The sequence below is a fragment of the Dellaglioa sp. CoH-57-MRSF-18 genome (assembly GCF_056781995.1).
This window is the reverse complement of sequence record NZ_JBXAXX010000001.1, coordinates 250,583-266,505: the sequence shown is the minus strand read 5'-3', so window position 1 is coordinate 266,505 and position 15,923 is coordinate 250,583. Positions and strand designations below refer to the sequence as shown.

The following is a 15,923-nucleotide window of genomic DNA, read 5'->3' as shown; positions in this document are numbered from 1 at the left end:
TTAGAAAAGATTACTATAGATTAGTAGTCTTTTTTAATTTTGTCTAGATGTTAACGTTTACACTATTTAGGTGGCATGCTATGCTTAAGTTGCTACTAAACTGAAATCAGAGGAGTGTCTAGTAAGTATGATTAAAATTATCGCATCAGATATGGACGGCACGTTATTAAATAATGAAAATAGTATTTCGAAGGGTAACGCAGCGGCTATTAAGAAGGCTCAAGAAATGGGAGTGACTTTTGTTGTTGCCACTGGACGAAGTTATGATGAGGTAAAACCCTTAATTGACGCAGCAGGTATTAGTGCACCGATGATTAATTATAATGGGGGCGCTACGGTAACTGAGGAAGGCAAACAAATTAATAGTTTTCCAATATCAAAAAAAGAGGCACAAAAACTCATTAAATTTTTGAAGAATGAACATGCCTTTTTCAAAGTTATGACGTCAAAAGGTGTTTATTCAGATGATCCTCTTAAATATGATGAAGCGGTTATCAAATTAAACTTAAATCCTATTCATTATATAGACGATTACAGTGAAATTATTGATGATTCTGAAATAGATTTGTTTAAATTTCTTATTCGAAAAACGGATGAATCAGATGACTTATCTGTTTTAAAAAATAAAATTGAAGAAAATGAAACACTCATTGTGACTTCTTCAGGGGATAATAATCTTGAAGTTAATCATGTTAATGCACAAAAAGGGATTGCGTTGAAAAAATTTGCTGATAGTATGGGTATTCCTATGTCAGAAGTGATGGCAATTGGCGATAATTTGAATGATATATCGATGTTAAAAGCTGCAGGTATCAGTTATGCAATGGAGAATGGTCATCAAATTAATAAAGATATTTCTAATCATCATGCAAAAAAGAATGATGAAGATGGTGTTGGATTAGCTATTTTAGAACAATTAGCTCAAAAATAAGACAAAAGGACTAAATCCCATTTACGGGATTTAGTCCTTTTGTCTTAATATTTAATCAGCAATTAAATCACCAGCAGTTGGGCCAGCATCTAATTTGTAAATACGTTCAACATCAATGATGACAGCATAGTACATTTTTGGTAAATGGCGTTCTTCACCAAATTTAACAGCATCGTCAAAAATTTTACCGGAATCAATTAAATGTGCTGTGCCTTCAAACCGGAAGCCTTTTAGATTAGGACGATCTATAACAGCAACAGCTGCACGGCCATTATTTTGAAGATTGTGTAATGCATGTTTAGCTGTTTCTTCATTATAAATCAAATGCGTATCATCAAAAACACGCATTGATCCTTTAGGACCAACTTGTGGGAACCCATTTTCATCTACGGTTGAAAGAAAATTAAGTTGTTCAGGAATCATTTTTTTCATATCTTCTGTTAATTTTGCCATTATAAAATCTCCTTTTTATTTACTTATTATAAGTAAAACTTATCATGATTAAGGTATATTGGCAAAATATTAGCTTTACAAAAAACTTGCAAATAGGGCTAAAAAAACTATACTTATATGAGTCTAATAGTGATTTCTAAAAGGACTTCGAAGAAAGACGCTAAAGTGATATGTATAGATTATTAATTTTAACAGTACTAATGAGTCGTAATATGTCAGGATATAAGTTACGATTGGTATTGGAAAAATGGTCGTCCATGATTCTAAATGGAATGAAACTTATTGCTTTAAAATATGTGGTATGAATTATATTGGTGTAGTGGAGCAAATTAAAGATATACAAAAGGAGAATAAAAAATGAAAAAAGCAACAAATCGTTGGGTAGCATTGTTCGCTATGAGTTTAGGTGTTTTTATGGGCCTTTTAGATGTTACTGTTGTAAATGTTGCTTTACCAAGTATGGCAGTTGATTTTAAAACAACATTTAGTGATTTACAATGGATATTAAATGCATATACGTTAATGTATGCAGTCAGTTTATTAATTGTTTCAAAATTAGGTGATATGTTTGGACGAAAAAAAGTCTTCATCGCTAGTACAATTTTGTTTACGATTGCATCTGTTGTAAATGGGCTTGCACCAAACTTATTAGTTCTTGATTTTGGTCGAGCAGTTCAAGCAATTGGTGGTTCAGGAATGATGAGTTTATCAATGGCGTTAGTTGCGTCTAACTTTGAAGGCCGAGAACGTGGGACAGCACTTGGTATTTTAGGATCAGTTATTGGATTCTCAACAGCAATCGGACCTTTAGTTGGTGGATTTTTAGTTGAGAACTTTGGTTGGCCTTCAATTTTCTTTGTTAATCTACCGGTCGGTATCATTGCGATTTATTTGGTTATTAGAAATGTTAAAGAAACACCTGCATATGGCGCTGGGGAATCGATTGATTTTATAGGAATGATTCTTTCAGCAGTTGGATTATTTGCTGGTATTTATGGCTTAATTCAAAAAGAACAACATATGCATTGGGCTTGGACTGATATGCATGTTATGGGATGGTTAATTGCATCAATTTTAATCTTAACTGCCTTTGTTTTTGTAGAGTTAAAAGTTAAATCGCCAATGATGAATTTAACATTATTAACAAATCGTCATTTTGTTGGTGTTGTAATTCTTGCATTTGCACTTGGTGCTGGTATCTTTGCGTTAGCCGCTTATCAAACAAGTTTAATGCAAAATTATATGGGATATTCAGCCTTTTCCACGGGATTACATCAACTACCTATGAGTTTATGGTCGCTTGTCTTAGGTCCTTTTACAGGAGTTCTAGGATACAAGTTTGGTAAAAAGTGGATGATTTCACTTGGATTTATCGTTGCCTCACTTGGTTTATTTACGTTTAGCCAGGTAACAACAACGGACTTTACCTACATGCAATTACTTCCGCTTCTTGTATTAACTGGATTGGGTAACGCTATTATTAATCCGATGATTAATACTGCTGCTATGGATAATATTAATCCAAAAGAAATTGGCATGGCATCTGGTTTATTGAATGTTTTTCGTCAAATTGGAATAACAGTAGGCGTTGTAATTCTTGGTTTAGCACAAACTAAAGCATATGAATCAAGTTTGAGCACTGGTTTTAGTGATAGTCATATTCCTAGTGTAGCTGCAACGGGTATTCAGCAAGCCTTAGTAAATGCAGGAGCATTTTCTGGACATATGGTTGCGTGGAGTCAAAAAATAATAGCGACTCCTTATGCTGATAAAGTTCAAAAGATTGTTTTAACAGCTTTTGATAAAGGCATGATTCAAGTTGTTTTAACATCATTGGTCATTATGATTATTGGAATTCTAGCAGCAGTCTTTTTATTAAGAGAAACAAAAAGTGTCGATCAAAAATTAGATAAATAAAAAAACTTTTTTTATGTCATTAGGTTTATAAGAAGTGAAAGCTGTCATTTAAAATTTTGAGTGGCTCTTTAATGATACCGATATATTTCTGAAGCGTAAGACTCCTAATAGTATCGCTGTTTATAACAAGGCGTATGATAAAATAATATTAATTTAAAAATAAATCATCCAATAAAAGGGAGATTAGTAATGACGAAAATAATTCCTAAGGTTTTAACAATTGCTGGTAGCGACGCAAGTGGTGGCGCTGGTATGGAAGCAGATTTGAAAACATTTGAAGAGTTTGGAACTTATGGTATGGTTGCGCTAACTTCAATTGTTACCATGAATCCAGATGCTGGATGGGCACATAACGTAACTGTTATGGATGCTGAATTAGTAAAAGCACAGTTGAAAACGACAGGTGCCGGCGGAGATATTGCTGCAATGAAAACAGGGATGCTTGGTAGTGTTGCAATTACAGAAGTAGCTCGTGAAAGCATTTTAGAAAAAGAGATTAAGAATGTTGTGATTGATCCTGTTATGGTTTGTAAAGGTGAAGATGAAGTATTAAATCCAGAAGCAGCTGATGCTATCCGTGATTTATTGATCCCAATTGCGACAGTCACAACGCCTAATTTGTTTGAAGCTGGTGTTTTATCTGGAATGGGAACTTTGAAATCACTTGACGACATGAAACAAGCAGCTATTAAGATTCATGAGTTAGGTGCAAAAAATGTCGTTGTTAAAGGCGGTAAAGCTCTTAAGGGTGAAAAGGCGCTTGATTTATTTTATGATGGAACTCAATTTGAGGTTTTAGAAACTGAAAAGATAACGCCTGCTTATAATCATGGAGCAGGATGTACATTTGCAGCGGCCATAACTGCGGGCCTTGCAAACGGATTGTCAGTTAAAGAAGCTGTCTATAAAGCAAAAGATTTTGTAACTGCTGGAATTAAATCAGGTTTTGCATTTAATGAATACGTAGGCCCTTTATATCACGCTGCTTACCGTTTAAATAAATAGGTACTAGAGACTCACTTTTATTTTGTATAAAAATGAGTCTTTTTTTGTTGACTTAGAGTGCACTTTAAAGAGTAATGTAAACATACTAATTAAATTGGAGGATAATGATATGTCAGTAGAAAATAAAGTTGTTGTTATTACAGGAGCATCAAGTGGTATTGGTGAAGCAACGGCCAGAATGTTAGCTGAAGGTGGGGCTAAAGTCGTTTTAGGTGCTCGTCGTGAAGCTAAGTTAGCAAAGATTGTTGAAGAAATTAAAAAGAATGGTGGTCAGGCAACATATGCCGTTACTGATGTCACTAAGGCAAGTGACGTTAAGAATTTAGTTACTTTAGCACAAGAAACTTTTGGTGGGATAGATGTTATATTCAATAATGCTGGAATCATGCCTAACTCGCCCTTATCGGCTTTAAAAACGGATGAATGGGATGATATGATTGATATCAATATCAAAGGTGTATTGAACGGAATTGCTGCAGTGTTGCCTATATTTATTGAACAAAAACATGGACATGTTATTACAACATCATCTGTTGCAGGCATTAAATCATTCCCAGATGCAGGTGTTTATGGCGCAACAAAATTTGCTGTCCGTAATTTAATGGAAGTTCTAAGGACAGAAAGTGCTATGGAAAAAACAAATATAAGAACATCAACCTTATATCCAGCAGCAATTAACACAGAATTATTAAATACTATTACGGATGAACAAACCCTTTCAGGGATGTCGTCATTTTATGAACAAGTTGGAATTGATCCGGTCGCAATTGCACGCGTGGTTAAGTTTGCCATTGATCAACCAGAAGAAGTTAATGTTAATGAATTTACGATTTATCCAACTGCTCAAGCTTAAATTTAAATAATAAAAAAATCTCGAGAATTTATTTTCTCGAGATTTTTTCATTTAGATGATAATACCTTCACAATGATCGACTTCGTGTTGAATGATTTGTGCCATCCAACCTGAAAACTTTTGGGTTTGTGGTTGAAATGATTTGTCTAAATAATCAACTGTAATGGAATCATATCGTTGTGCTGGACGTTCGCCAGTCAACGAAAGGCAACCTTCATTGACGTTGTAACGTCCAGATTTTTTTGTAATCTTAGGATTAATAAAGGGAACATTTAGATTACCAAATTGGCAAACGATAATTCGTTTATTCACACCAATCATATTGGCAGCCATTCCAACACAAACCTCTTTATTTGCTTCTAATGTATCTAATAAATCGGTTACGATTGAGCCATCATTTTTAGTTGCAATCTCAGCTTTTTGTGCGAGAAATATTTCATCGTGCATAATTGATTTTATCATTTTTCTCCTTTGATTTAAGTAGCATAATTAATAAAGAAATGTTGATGGATATCTAGTTAATGATTTTATCATGATTTAGAATATAATGTTATCCTCAAGTAGAAAATTATTATTTTAGGATTAATTAACGTCAATTTAATAGGTAAAAGATATTAAAAAAGTGAGTCATACTCTATTCTCAATATAGGGTATGATTCACTTTTTTAATTATTATTTATGTGACTCTTCTGTAAAAATAGCTTTAACAATATCATTAGCTGTGCGTAAACTAACATCATTTACAAAAGGTCTTGGACTTGCAGCTGTTAGCCAATGAACACCATCAGTCGGAACACCCCAGAAGTATAAACCAGGTTGCGGTGTCTTATGCTCATCTAGTAATAAATTGCTGACAGGGTCAACGTTGACTGCGCCATCTATAACAGAATCACCTTTAGTTGGATTTAAAATTAAAGGATTGGCGATTTTTGTATCGAGTAACTGTTTTATTAAAGGACTTGTTGCTGTTGTCGCATGAACAGCAGGAACGCGTGCTTCAATTAGAGTTGTTGCTAAGTAGCGTTGATCTGGTTGGTTTGCACTATATGTTTCAAATTGATGATCTTTAGTATCGACGACCATTCCAGGTTCTAATAGTGTAACAACATCAGCTTCAACGAGTGCCCGTAATTGTTCAACTCTAATGGTAGGAGGCCCGATTGTTAAAAAGTTATTTAATGAATTAAACCAGCCTAAGAAGTTAGTTAAATAGTCATCATCTGTTAAGAGACGGTTATCAATTAATTGTCTAACCGGAAGACGTAAGTCACGTAAAACCTCAAGAGCACTGGTCAATGGTCCGGTCTTAGTACCTAATTTTGCATCTACTGCATCTTTTTGTAAATGGTCTAACATAACGGCTTTGAAATCTTCATTAGGTTTTTTAGTCATTGGATTTCCTAGATGATCCCAATTAAAGCGATCTTCTTCAAGAATAATTGATCGCTCAACGGTTACTTTAGGATCTTTTAAGAAAGCTAATTGGAATTTTGTTAAATCGATTTTTGGATAATTCTGTGCGACAAGTAATGAATAATATTGATATTCAACGTCATGACTTAATAAGGTCCAAAATTCATTGAAAGAAACGGTACCATTTTCCATGAAAACTGCCATTTTAGCCGCCGTTAAAAAATGAGCTTGAGTTTCTTCGCCGGGTGATTTTTGATTATCCCCTTTGGCATGATAAGGCCATCCACGACGCGAACCTGCCACAATGTGAGGTTCGTTACCGTTTGCTTGATATTGTAGTTGCCCGTTCTCTAATCGCTTAAATAGACCACCACGGCCTACAGTCAAACGGGTCACTAAATCAAAGAAGCTAAGACCTAAGCCACGTAAAATAACAGTATCTTCGTGCGTGATATGATCTAGTTTTGTTTCATTTGGAAAGCCTGGTAAAACATAAGTTAACTTGTTTTCTGTAGCGAATGTATCAAATCTTTTTTGTCCGACAGATAATTCATTTTCAAGATTACCTAAAGACATTACGACATAGTCAACGATGCTAACTGAAGGTAAGGCGGTTGTGATTTCAAATTGATCAGCTTTTTTTGAAATTTGTGTAACCGTACTTTTATTCAAATTAATTGTGATATTGTTAGAGGCACGTTTAAGTAATTCAGCGTAGTACCATTGGATATAAACACCAAAAAGTGCTCTTGTTGCATAATCGTTTGGATGTAAATCTTTAATTTCAGTTAAAAAATCCGCTGAATAATTATTTATTTCGATAAAATCATGAGCATCAGATTGAGCCCATTCGAAAATGTTTGGTCCTGGGATAACTGGACCAATAGATTGGACGCTTGTTCCATAGAATAAACTAATTTGTTGAGCTGCGGTATTCATGATTAATTCGTGTGGTTGAGTTGGTGACCATACGCGCCCACCAACACCATATGGATCATATAAATCAATAGTAAGTGGTGAATTTGAAGGATCTGCTTGTTGCCAAGCAATGAGTCGTTCAAGTGTAATCAGACCTCGTGGTCCGGCACCAATAATGGCTAAATGCATAAAAGTAATCTCCCTTGTCTTATAAAAACTAATTTCATTATAAACTTTAAAACAGAAAAAATCGCTTGATAACGTCTTTAATAGTAAAAATTAATCGTATATTCTTGTTAACTTCTGATAATTTAGTATACTTAATTTGAAAGAATATTTTAAGTACAATCTGAAAGAAGGATTTGATGAAAAAACCAATGTCACTATTGGATAGGGTACTGTTCGCTGGATTAATATTTGCCGGCGGGGGATTTGATGCGTATACCTATATCGTACATGATGGTGTTTTCGCTGGTATGCAAACCGGAAATTTAATTATATTAGGTATTGATATGGGCCAAATGAAATGGGGGGCCATATTCGATCATCTGATTCCAATTTTTGCTTTTATGATTGGTATTATTATAACTAGAAATCTGCAACATCGATTTAAAGAAGAAGATTCAATTAATAAACGACAACGATTTGTTATCGGTATTGAGACGATCCTTTTAATTATTGTTGCATTTATTCCAAGAAATTGGCCAGCACAGTTATCTACAGGAATCATTTCAATGGTTGCAGCAGCTCAACTTCAAGAATTTAGACAAATCAACGGAGGACCTTTTACGTCATTTATGATGACGGGTAATTTGAGGACAATGGCTGAAAGTTTTTATGACGGAATTGTTAAAGGTAATATAATCGCAATGGCTAAAGGTTGGCGGATGTTGGGTGTCGTCTTAGCATTTCTTTTTGGCGCAATTTCTATGGGTGCTATGGTACCGATAATGGGAACTAAAACGATATTATTAGCTGCATTTTTCTTGTTATGTTCATTGATTGGGCTACAATTAAATCCAGAAAAAAGATTATAAAATAAAGGGGTTAAGACAATGACAGAAATTAAAAAGAATCCAAAAGTTGATTTACACTTAGAAAAAGCAACACAATGGAAAGAAGAAATGACACAGTTAAGAGAACTTGCACTCGAAACGGGACTGACTGAAGAATTTAAATGGGGCAAACCTTGTTATACACTAAATGGTAAAAATATTGTCTTAATTCAAGGATTTAAAGAGTATATGGCATTACTTTTCTTAAAAGGAACTCTGATTGATGATGGTAAGGGTATTTTAGTTCCAACGGGCGAACATACTGAGGTTGGTCGCCAAATTAGATTTCATAGCTTAAAAGATGTTACTGATTTAAAAGTAGAGATAAGTGATTACATTCAACAAGCAATTAATGCAGAAAAGGCTGGGTTAAAGGTTCCTAAGGGTAAACCAACTGAATTAGTGTTGCCAGTGGAATTCCAGAAAAAAATGAATGAAATGCCAGAATTGGAAGAATTTTTTGAAACGTTAACGCTTGGACGTCAAAAAACGTATGCACGTTATTTTGCAGATGCTAAAAAAACAGAAACGCGTGAGGCTAGAATTATTAAATATATTCCGAAAATTCTTGATGGTAAAGGACTTAACGATTAGACAGCAAAACAGCGACCAGATTTTATCTGATCGCTGTTTTTTTAATTATATTAATCTAATTTCTTTTTTAATTCTGTAACGATTTCAGCATGTTTAGCTTCAGTCAATTTAATTTTTGACATAAAGATAAGAGCAGCAACAATTATTAAGGCCATTGGAACGAAGAACATGTACATTCTGAATTGTAGTAAACCACTGTTTGTAATATCGCTTGGTTTAGCACTACCTGTCATACCAGCTTGGATTGCGGCAAAACCAACAACACCATTAGCGAAGGCACCAGCTAATTTATCCAACAAAGGACGAACTGCTAAAGTAACAGATTCATTACGTGTTCCACTCTTTAATTGACCGTATTCAACACTATCCGTAATTGTCATCAATGCTGCTAAGAAAACAAGTGGATATGGGAAGAAGAATAAGCCAACAGCAATTAAGACAACAACAAGGTTAGTACCAGCAAATAGGAAGAGAATGTAACCCAATAGCATGACAGCGATTCCGCCAAGGTAGATAGCACGACGATGAACCAATGCAACTAAAGTTGGGAACAATGAAACTGAAATAATTCCTAAGACTGCTGTTAGAACACCAACAGTAGTAAATGCAGCTGCACTACCTAAAACATAATTGAAGTAGTAAATCAAAAGTGAATTTGTAATAACATAACTAAAAGCGAAAAGGAAATATGATAATGATAACCACATTAACTGATCATTTTTACCGATAACTTTGAAAACATCACGGAAACGAACTTTTTCAGTATTTTCACGAATTGCATTTTTTTCAATCTTAGTTCCTAAAATAGTTGCTAAAGCACCTAAGAATGAAACCAAACCGATAACAATAGCAAAACCTAACCAACCTGCTTTTGTTTGTGTATTACCAGTTGTACCTGAGAACATTTTTGAAAAGAAGACAACGATTGGGACGATAACGATAATAACACCTTGAGCACCTAATGTTGAACCAAAACGAGCAATTGTTCCAAATTTAGTCCGTTTTTCTGATTCGACACTTAGAGCTGGTAACATTGACCAGAATGAAATATCTTTAAATGAATAGAAACTATCTAGAATGATATAAACAATGGCAAAAAGAATTAAGTAAAGATAAGGATTGCTTGTAGCTAAACCACCAAAATCAGTGAAAATAAGGATTAATCCAATTGAACTGACAATTGAACCGATTAGTAACCATGGTTTAAAGTTCCCCCAACGAGTACGAGTATTATCAATAACGCCACCAATTAAAGGATCAAAAAAGATCTCAACAATTCGAATAACAACCATCATAGTTGTGACGTAACCAATCATTTTAGCGTTGAAACCAGCATCCTTTGTAACGAATAATTGACTTGTAATAAAAATCATAAAATAAGTGCTAAGTGTTGCATAAAAGGCATCATGTCCAAATGCACCAAAGGCATATGAAGCATATTGTTTAAAATCTTTAGAATTTTTCATTAGTTTAATTCCTTTCGAGTGTAGTTAAAATTAGTTATATCTGTGTTCGATAATCTTATCTAAAATTGCTTGACGTTGTTTTTCTTTAGCAGAACCTAATTGGTTTTCTTCTAAAGAATTAAAATCATTAACTAACAAAACTGATTCAAGGTATAACGTCAATTGACGTTTAATATATATCTTGTTATCTTCATTTGTTTGCTTAGGATTTCCGGCAATAATTGCAGCTGCAAATCGTTCGGCATCAATCGTTAATTTATTTGTATCCATTCTAATGACCTCTTCCTATATAATAGATTTTTGGTAAAAGAAATTGTTATTCATAATAGCAAAACATAAAAATAATAAACGTGAAAACGCATTCTTTTAGTTAACAACTACATTTTACTAAACTTTTACTAAAATGTAAACGTTTTATTTTAGATGTATATTATTTAGACTAAAGTAACTTTTTAGTACCCTTACGTATTTATTGTAGAAAGAATTTATATGAGTTTAGAATCTAATAAATAAAAGTTATGCTTAATTGATATAATTAGAAAGCAAGTCATATCGGTCACGATAATTTTATACAGCGAAGTAGTGTGTCGCTAATAATCTATAACTTTAAAGTGAAATATGATTACTTTAGAAGGGGGGAATTAAAAAACATGATTAATGGTAGGTACCAATGTTGAAAATACAAATGATTTAATAATAGTTAATATAAAAATAACTATTGACAAAGAGTTTTAAAAATAATATATTATGTATGTGGTAGTAACCACTTGGGGGAAAAGTAATGTTAAACGGTAATTATGAGCGTCCACTCTATGATCAATTAGTAGATACGCTAAAAGAAGAAATTGAAAAGAATCTAAAGGTGAATGATAAATTACCGTCTGAACGTGATTTATCTATTGCTTACGATATGAGTCGTACGACTGTCCGAACAGCACTAAATGAGTTAGAACTAATGGGTTATGTATATCGCCAACATGGTAAAGGAACATTTGTGTCGAATATCGCTAAAATTAAGACTGATTTAGGGGGAACGTTTAGTTTTACAGAACAAATGGTTTCCCTTGATAAAGAACCGAGTAGTAAAATAATTAGCTTTGATGTTATTAGTGCTAATGAGTTTATTGCTCAAGGTTTAAAAGTTGAAGTTGGTACCAAGGTAATTAAATTAAAACGATTAAGACTTGCATCAGATGAACCAATGATGTTAGAGAGAACTTACTTACCGTATGCTAAATTTCCCTCTTTAACTGTGGAGACATTAAATAAGCAAGCGATGTATGTCATTTTTTTAGATGATTATAACCAGATTGTAAAAACGGCTGATGAATCTTTAACAGCAGGTGTTATGGCAGGCAATGATGCAACTTTATTAAATTTTTATGAAGGTGCACCTGTTCTTAAATTAGAGCGAACGACGTATAACACAAAAAATGAAGTAATTGAATTTACGTTGAGTATTGCGAGGGGTGATAAATTTACTTATCATATTCGACACAATAAATAAGGGAGGATAATTATATGATTGGTATGGTAGTAGCTGGACATGGGAACTTTGCAACTGGAATGGGATCAAATATTGAACTTATTGCCGGACAACAAGAAAATTTTATTCTTTGTGATTTTATACAAGGAATGACCGCGGAAGATTTAAGCGGCGACTATATGAAAGCGCTTAACAAATTAAACGGCTTAGATGGAATAGTTTTCTTTACTGATATTCCTGGAGGAACACCATTTAATGAAGCAGTTAAAATAAAATTACTGCATAATAATGTAAGCGTTTTAACAGGATCGAATATACCGATGTTATTAGATATGTTATTTAACCGGGATTTGAACATGAGCGCGTTTATGGAGAAAGCACTGGATGCTGGTAAAAAAGGTATTATGCAATTTGAAACAAAAAAAAGAGTAGAAATAGATGATAATGGCATCTAAAGGAGAGCTTAATATGTTTGAGAAGAATGAAAAAGAGTTGGAAATAATGGGCGCAAATATTACAACAGGTGAAATTAAACAACAACCTGAACTTTGGACTGAGGCATTTAATAATTTTAGTGAAAAGTCAGACGAAATAAAGACATTTTTAAAATCAGTTAAATCTACCTCGAACGGGTTGATTCGGGTCATTTTTACAGGAGCAGGAACATCCGCTTATGTTGGTGATACTGTAACACCATACTTAAGTAACCACGGGGATCGTGCAAATTATCAGTTTGAAAGTATTCCAACAACCGATATCGTATCTGCACCATATGATTATTTAGTACCAGATGCTACGACTATTTTAGTTTCGTTTGCTAGGAGTGGTAATAGTCCTGAAAGTGTTGCCGCTGTTGAAATTTCAAGAAAAATAATTAAAAATTTATATCAAATTACAATTACTTGTGCTCCGGAAGGGAAACTTGCTGTTGGTACAAAAGATGACGAACGTAATTTGTTATTGATGATGCCTGCGCTGTCTAATGATAAGGGATTTGCAATGACTGGATCATACAGTTGTATGTCACTCTCAGCGTTATTAATTTTTGATACAACACGTAAGGATATTAAAGAAAAATATGTTGAGACTATTATTGCAATGGGTCATGAAGTGATTAAACGTGAAGCTGAAATAAAAGCTGTTATTGATATGGAATTTGATCGGGTTGTCTATCTTGGGTCCGGAAGTTTATCGGGATTAACAAGAGAGGCACAGTTGAAAATTCTTGAACTAACGGCAGGTAAGCTAACAACAATGTTTGATTCTTCAATGGGGTTCCGACATGGACCTAAATCGTTCGTCAACGAGAAAACATTAGTTTTTGTATTTGTTAACAATCAAGAATATACACGTCAATACGATATTGATATTTTAGAAGAAGTGAGTGGAGATAAAATTGCCGCTAAAGTAATTGGGATTGATATTGAGGGACAGAATAACTTTAGTGGTGATCGTTTCACATTTGAATCAGGAGATGCCCTTTTACCAGAAGGATATCTGGCTCTTGCTGATGTTATGTATGCGCAAACTATTTCATTATTAAGTTCAGTAAAAGTGGGAAACACACCAGATACACCTTCACCAAGCGGTACCGTAAATCGTGTAGTTAAAGGTGTAACTTTACATGCCTATAAATAAAAATTTCAAGGAGGAATTTATTATGACAACACCAAACATTTTACTTGCAAGAATTGATAACAGACTTGTTCATGGACAGGTTGGTATGACATGGGTTAATACGATTGACGCTAATCTAGTTGTAGTTGCGAATGATGAGGTTTCTAAAGATGATGTACAGCAAAGTTTAATGGAGATGGTTATTCCTGAAACTGTTGGAATCCGCTTTTTCGATATTAAAAAAACGATTCGTATTATTGGTAAAGCCTCGGATAAACAAAAAATATTATTAGTTGTTCGTACGCCAGAAGACATGGCTAAAATTATTGAAGGAGGTGTCCCAATTAAGAAAGTAAATATTGGTAATTTACATTTTTCAGAAGGGAAGAAACAATTATCGGCAACTATCTCAGTCGATGATACCGATGTTCAAGCATTCAATAAAATGCATGATTTGGGTGTTGAACTAGAGGTTCAAGGTATTCCGAATGAAAAGGCATCAGATATGATGCGCTTACTGAAAGAATATTAAAAACGTAAATATAATAATAAAAAGGAGGAAATTTATATGTTAGTACAAGCGTTATTAATTGGACTATGGGCTGGTATTGCCGGTATCGATATGTATAGTGGTTTAACACATATTCATAGACCAATCGTTACTGGTGCAGTAGTTGGTCTAATATTAGGAGATTTTCAAACCGGCTTAATTGTTGGTGGTACATTAGAATTAGTTTGGGCTGGAATGGTTCCACTTGCTGGAGCACAGCCACCTAATGTTGTTATTGGTGGAATTATGGGAACCGCATTTGCAATTATTGCTCATCAAACACCAACATTAGCAGTTGGTATTGCCGTACCATTTGCAGTTGCCGTACAAGGTTTAGTTACATTACTATTTACAGCTTACTCACCAGTTATGCATAAAATGGATGAATACGCGATGGAAGGTAATGATAAGAAAATTGATCGATTGAACTACATGGGTCCGCTAATCTTGTTTGTTTTCTACTTCATTATGGCGTTCTTACCAATCTTCCTCGGTGCAAGTAAAGCGCAAGGAATGGTTGAAGCCGTTCCTGCATGGATCTTAACAGGATTAAGTACGGCCGGTGGTATTATGCCAGCTGTTGGATTTGCCATGTTGTTAAAAATTATGTGGAAGACAGCGTACGCACCATTCTTCGCAATTGGATTTGTTGTTGCAGCATATGGTAACTTACCAATCTTAGGAGTCGCAATCATTGGTATTTCAATCGCTGCTTATGATTTCTTTATTGGTGGAGCAAAATCTGATAATGGTGGAAAAAAAGTAGCAACCGTAACAGTTAATGAAGAGGAGGACTATAGTGATGGCATCTAAAAAGAAATTTGATCGCAATGATGTTGTGATCCCAGATACTTATAACGATCCTACTGTTGAAAAGGTAATTACAAAAAAAGATTTAAACAAAATGGTTTGGCGTTCACTACTTTTACAGGCTTCATTTAATTATGAACGTATGCAAGGTGGTGGGTGGACTTATAGTTTAATTCCTGGATTGAAAAAAATTCATAAAGATAAAGAAGATTTCTCATATGCAATGCTTGATCATTTACAATTTTTTAATACACATCCATTTTTAGTAACATTTGTTCAAGGTGTTATTTTAGCAATGGAAGAAAATAAAGAAAATAGATCAACTATTCGTGGTATCAAAGTAGCAATGATGGGACCTTTAGGTGGTATTGGGGATGCGATGTTCTGGTTAACGTTGCTACCTATTACAGCCGGAGTTGGGGTTTCATTATCAATGAATGGAAATCCACTTGGACCGATCTTATTCCTTGTTGTCTTTAATGCAGTGCATTTTGGGTTACTATTCTGGTTAATGAATTATGGGTATAGAACTGGTACTCGTGCTATTTCGAGTATGAAGGAAAATACAAAAAAAATATCACGTGCTGCGTCGATAGTTGGATTAACTGTTGTTGGAGCCTTGGTTGCAACATACGTTAACTTTAAATTTGGTGTTGTGATTCATGCTGGGAAAATTGATATTGATTTACAAAAAGGTGTTATTGATAAAGTGATGCCGGCATTATTACCGCTTCTTTATACATTCTTCTGTTACTGGATGTTGAAAAAAGGTAAATCTCCATTGATGTTGATTGGGCTCACAGTAGTTGTTGGCTTAGTAGGTGCATTCTTCAAGTTATTCTAGAAGAGGCCTGC

At 34.2% G+C, this 15,923-nt stretch carries 17 protein-coding genes; 12 read left to right on the top strand and 5 right to left on the bottom strand.

From position 1 onward, the window contains the following. Nucleotides 1-127 precede the first annotated feature (127 nt). Nucleotides 128-931 (top strand): Cof-type HAD-IIB family hydrolase, encoded by an 804-nt coding sequence (locus tag AC1RPG_RS01205; protein WP_481761046.1) that lies wholly within the window; start codon nt 128-130, stop codon nt 929-931. Between the two features lie 51 nt (nt 932-982). Here AC1RPG_RS01205 and AC1RPG_RS01200 read toward each other — a convergent pair whose 3' ends face one another. Then, nucleotides 983-1,384 (bottom strand): pyridoxamine 5'-phosphate oxidase family protein, encoded by a 402-nt coding sequence (locus AC1RPG_RS01200; protein ID WP_481761045.1) that lies wholly within the window; start codon nt 1,382-1,384, stop codon nt 983-985. A gap of 357 nt (nt 1,385-1,741) precedes the next feature. Here AC1RPG_RS01200 and AC1RPG_RS01195 point away from each other — a divergent pair, with 357 nt between their 5' ends. The 3 genes from AC1RPG_RS01195 to AC1RPG_RS01185 all read left to right on the top strand — a co-directional run bounded on the left by AC1RPG_RS01195 (nt 1,742) and on the right by AC1RPG_RS01185 (nt 5,159). After that, on the top strand, nt 1,742-3,301 hold the full coding sequence (locus AC1RPG_RS01195; protein WP_481761044.1) for an MFS transporter: 1,560 nt from the start codon (nt 1,742-1,744) through the stop codon (nt 3,299-3,301). 189 nt (nt 3,302-3,490) lie between these two features. Beyond that, nucleotides 3,491-4,306 carry a bifunctional hydroxymethylpyrimidine kinase/phosphomethylpyrimidine kinase gene (gene thiD / locus AC1RPG_RS01190; protein ID WP_481761043.1) on the top strand — a complete coding sequence of 272 codons (816 nt, stop codon included), beginning with the start codon at nt 3,491-3,493 and terminating at the stop codon, nt 4,304-4,306. A gap of 109 nt (nt 4,307-4,415) precedes the next feature. After that, nucleotides 4,416-5,159 carry an SDR family oxidoreductase gene (locus AC1RPG_RS01185; protein ID WP_481761042.1) on the top strand — a complete coding sequence of 248 codons (744 nt, stop codon included), beginning with the start codon at nt 4,416-4,418 and terminating at the stop codon, nt 5,157-5,159. A gap of 51 nt (nt 5,160-5,210) precedes the next feature. On the opposite strand, the gene AC1RPG_RS01180 is transcribed toward AC1RPG_RS01185, so the two are convergent. Together AC1RPG_RS01180 and AC1RPG_RS01175 are read right to left on the bottom strand one after the other, a co-directional pair. Beyond that, a complete protein-coding gene (locus AC1RPG_RS01180) occupies nt 5,211-5,621 on the bottom strand; it encodes a peptide deformylase (RefSeq protein ID WP_481761041.1) in 411 nt (136 codons plus the stop codon). Between the two features lie 210 nt (nt 5,622-5,831). Beyond that, nucleotides 5,832-7,679 (bottom strand): FAD/NAD(P)-binding protein, encoded by a 1,848-nt coding sequence (locus tag AC1RPG_RS01175; RefSeq protein WP_481761040.1) that lies wholly within the window; start codon nt 7,677-7,679, stop codon nt 5,832-5,834. Between the two features lie 176 nt (nt 7,680-7,855). Here AC1RPG_RS01175 and AC1RPG_RS01170 point away from each other — a divergent pair, with 176 nt between their 5' ends. Together AC1RPG_RS01170 and AC1RPG_RS01165 are read left to right on the top strand one after the other, a co-directional pair. Then, nucleotides 7,856-8,527 (top strand): YoaK family protein, encoded by a 672-nt coding sequence (locus AC1RPG_RS01170; RefSeq protein ID WP_481761039.1) that lies wholly within the window; start codon nt 7,856-7,858, stop codon nt 8,525-8,527. Between the two features lie 18 nt (nt 8,528-8,545). Then, nucleotides 8,546-9,139 (top strand): YdeI/OmpD-associated family protein, encoded by a 594-nt coding sequence (locus AC1RPG_RS01165; protein WP_481761038.1) that lies wholly within the window; start codon nt 8,546-8,548, stop codon nt 9,137-9,139. A 50-nt stretch (nt 9,140-9,189) separates the two neighbouring features. On the opposite strand, the gene AC1RPG_RS01160 is transcribed toward AC1RPG_RS01165, so the two are convergent. Beyond that, on the bottom strand, nt 9,190-10,605 hold the full coding sequence (locus AC1RPG_RS01160; protein ID WP_481761037.1) for a glycoside-pentoside-hexuronide (GPH):cation symporter: 1,416 nt from the start codon (nt 10,603-10,605) through the stop codon (nt 9,190-9,192). A gap of 30 nt (nt 10,606-10,635) precedes the next feature. Further along, nucleotides 10,636-10,875, bottom strand: coding sequence for a hypothetical protein (locus AC1RPG_RS01155; protein ID WP_409021786.1), 240 nt, complete (start codon nt 10,873-10,875; stop codon nt 10,636-10,638). A 511-nt stretch (nt 10,876-11,386) separates the two neighbouring features. Here AC1RPG_RS01155 and AC1RPG_RS01150 point away from each other — a divergent pair. Genes AC1RPG_RS01150 through AC1RPG_RS01125 form a run of 6 tightly spaced genes read left to right on the top strand, consistent with a single transcriptional unit; the run spans nt 11,387 to nt 15,912 of the window. After that, nucleotides 11,387-12,112: a GntR family transcriptional regulator gene (locus tag AC1RPG_RS01150; RefSeq protein ID WP_481761036.1), complete on the top strand. Its 726-nt coding sequence runs from the start codon at nt 11,387-11,389 to the stop codon at nt 12,110-12,112. A 14-nt stretch (nt 12,113-12,126) separates the two neighbouring features. Next, nucleotides 12,127-12,546, top strand: a complete 420-nt coding sequence (gene agaF / locus AC1RPG_RS01145; RefSeq protein WP_481761035.1) for a PTS galactosamine/N-acetylgalactosamine transporter subunit IIA — start codon at nt 12,127-12,129, stop codon at nt 12,544-12,546. A gap of 13 nt (nt 12,547-12,559) precedes the next feature. After that, nucleotides 12,560-13,729, top strand: coding sequence for an AgaS family sugar isomerase (locus tag AC1RPG_RS01140; protein ID WP_481761034.1), 1,170 nt, complete (start codon nt 12,560-12,562; stop codon nt 13,727-13,729). A gap of 22 nt (nt 13,730-13,751) precedes the next feature. Continuing rightward, the gene (gene agaV, locus AC1RPG_RS01135; RefSeq protein WP_481761033.1) at nt 13,752-14,240 is read left to right on the top strand and encodes a PTS N-acetylgalactosamine transporter subunit IIB; all 489 of its coding nucleotides are present in this window, start codon (nt 13,752-13,754) and stop codon (nt 14,238-14,240) included. A gap of 36 nt (nt 14,241-14,276) precedes the next feature. Then, on the top strand, nt 14,277-15,071 hold the full coding sequence (gene agaW, locus AC1RPG_RS01130) for a PTS N-acetylgalactosamine transporter subunit IIC (protein WP_481761032.1): 795 nt from the start codon (nt 14,277-14,279) through the stop codon (nt 15,069-15,071). Then, entirely contained in the window at nt 15,061-15,912 is an 852-nt protein-coding gene (locus AC1RPG_RS01125; protein WP_481761031.1) for a PTS system mannose/fructose/sorbose family transporter subunit IID, read from the top strand. The genes agaW and AC1RPG_RS01125 overlap by 11 nt, the downstream gene beginning before the upstream one ends. The last annotated feature ends 11 nt before the right edge of the window (nt 15,913-15,923 follow it).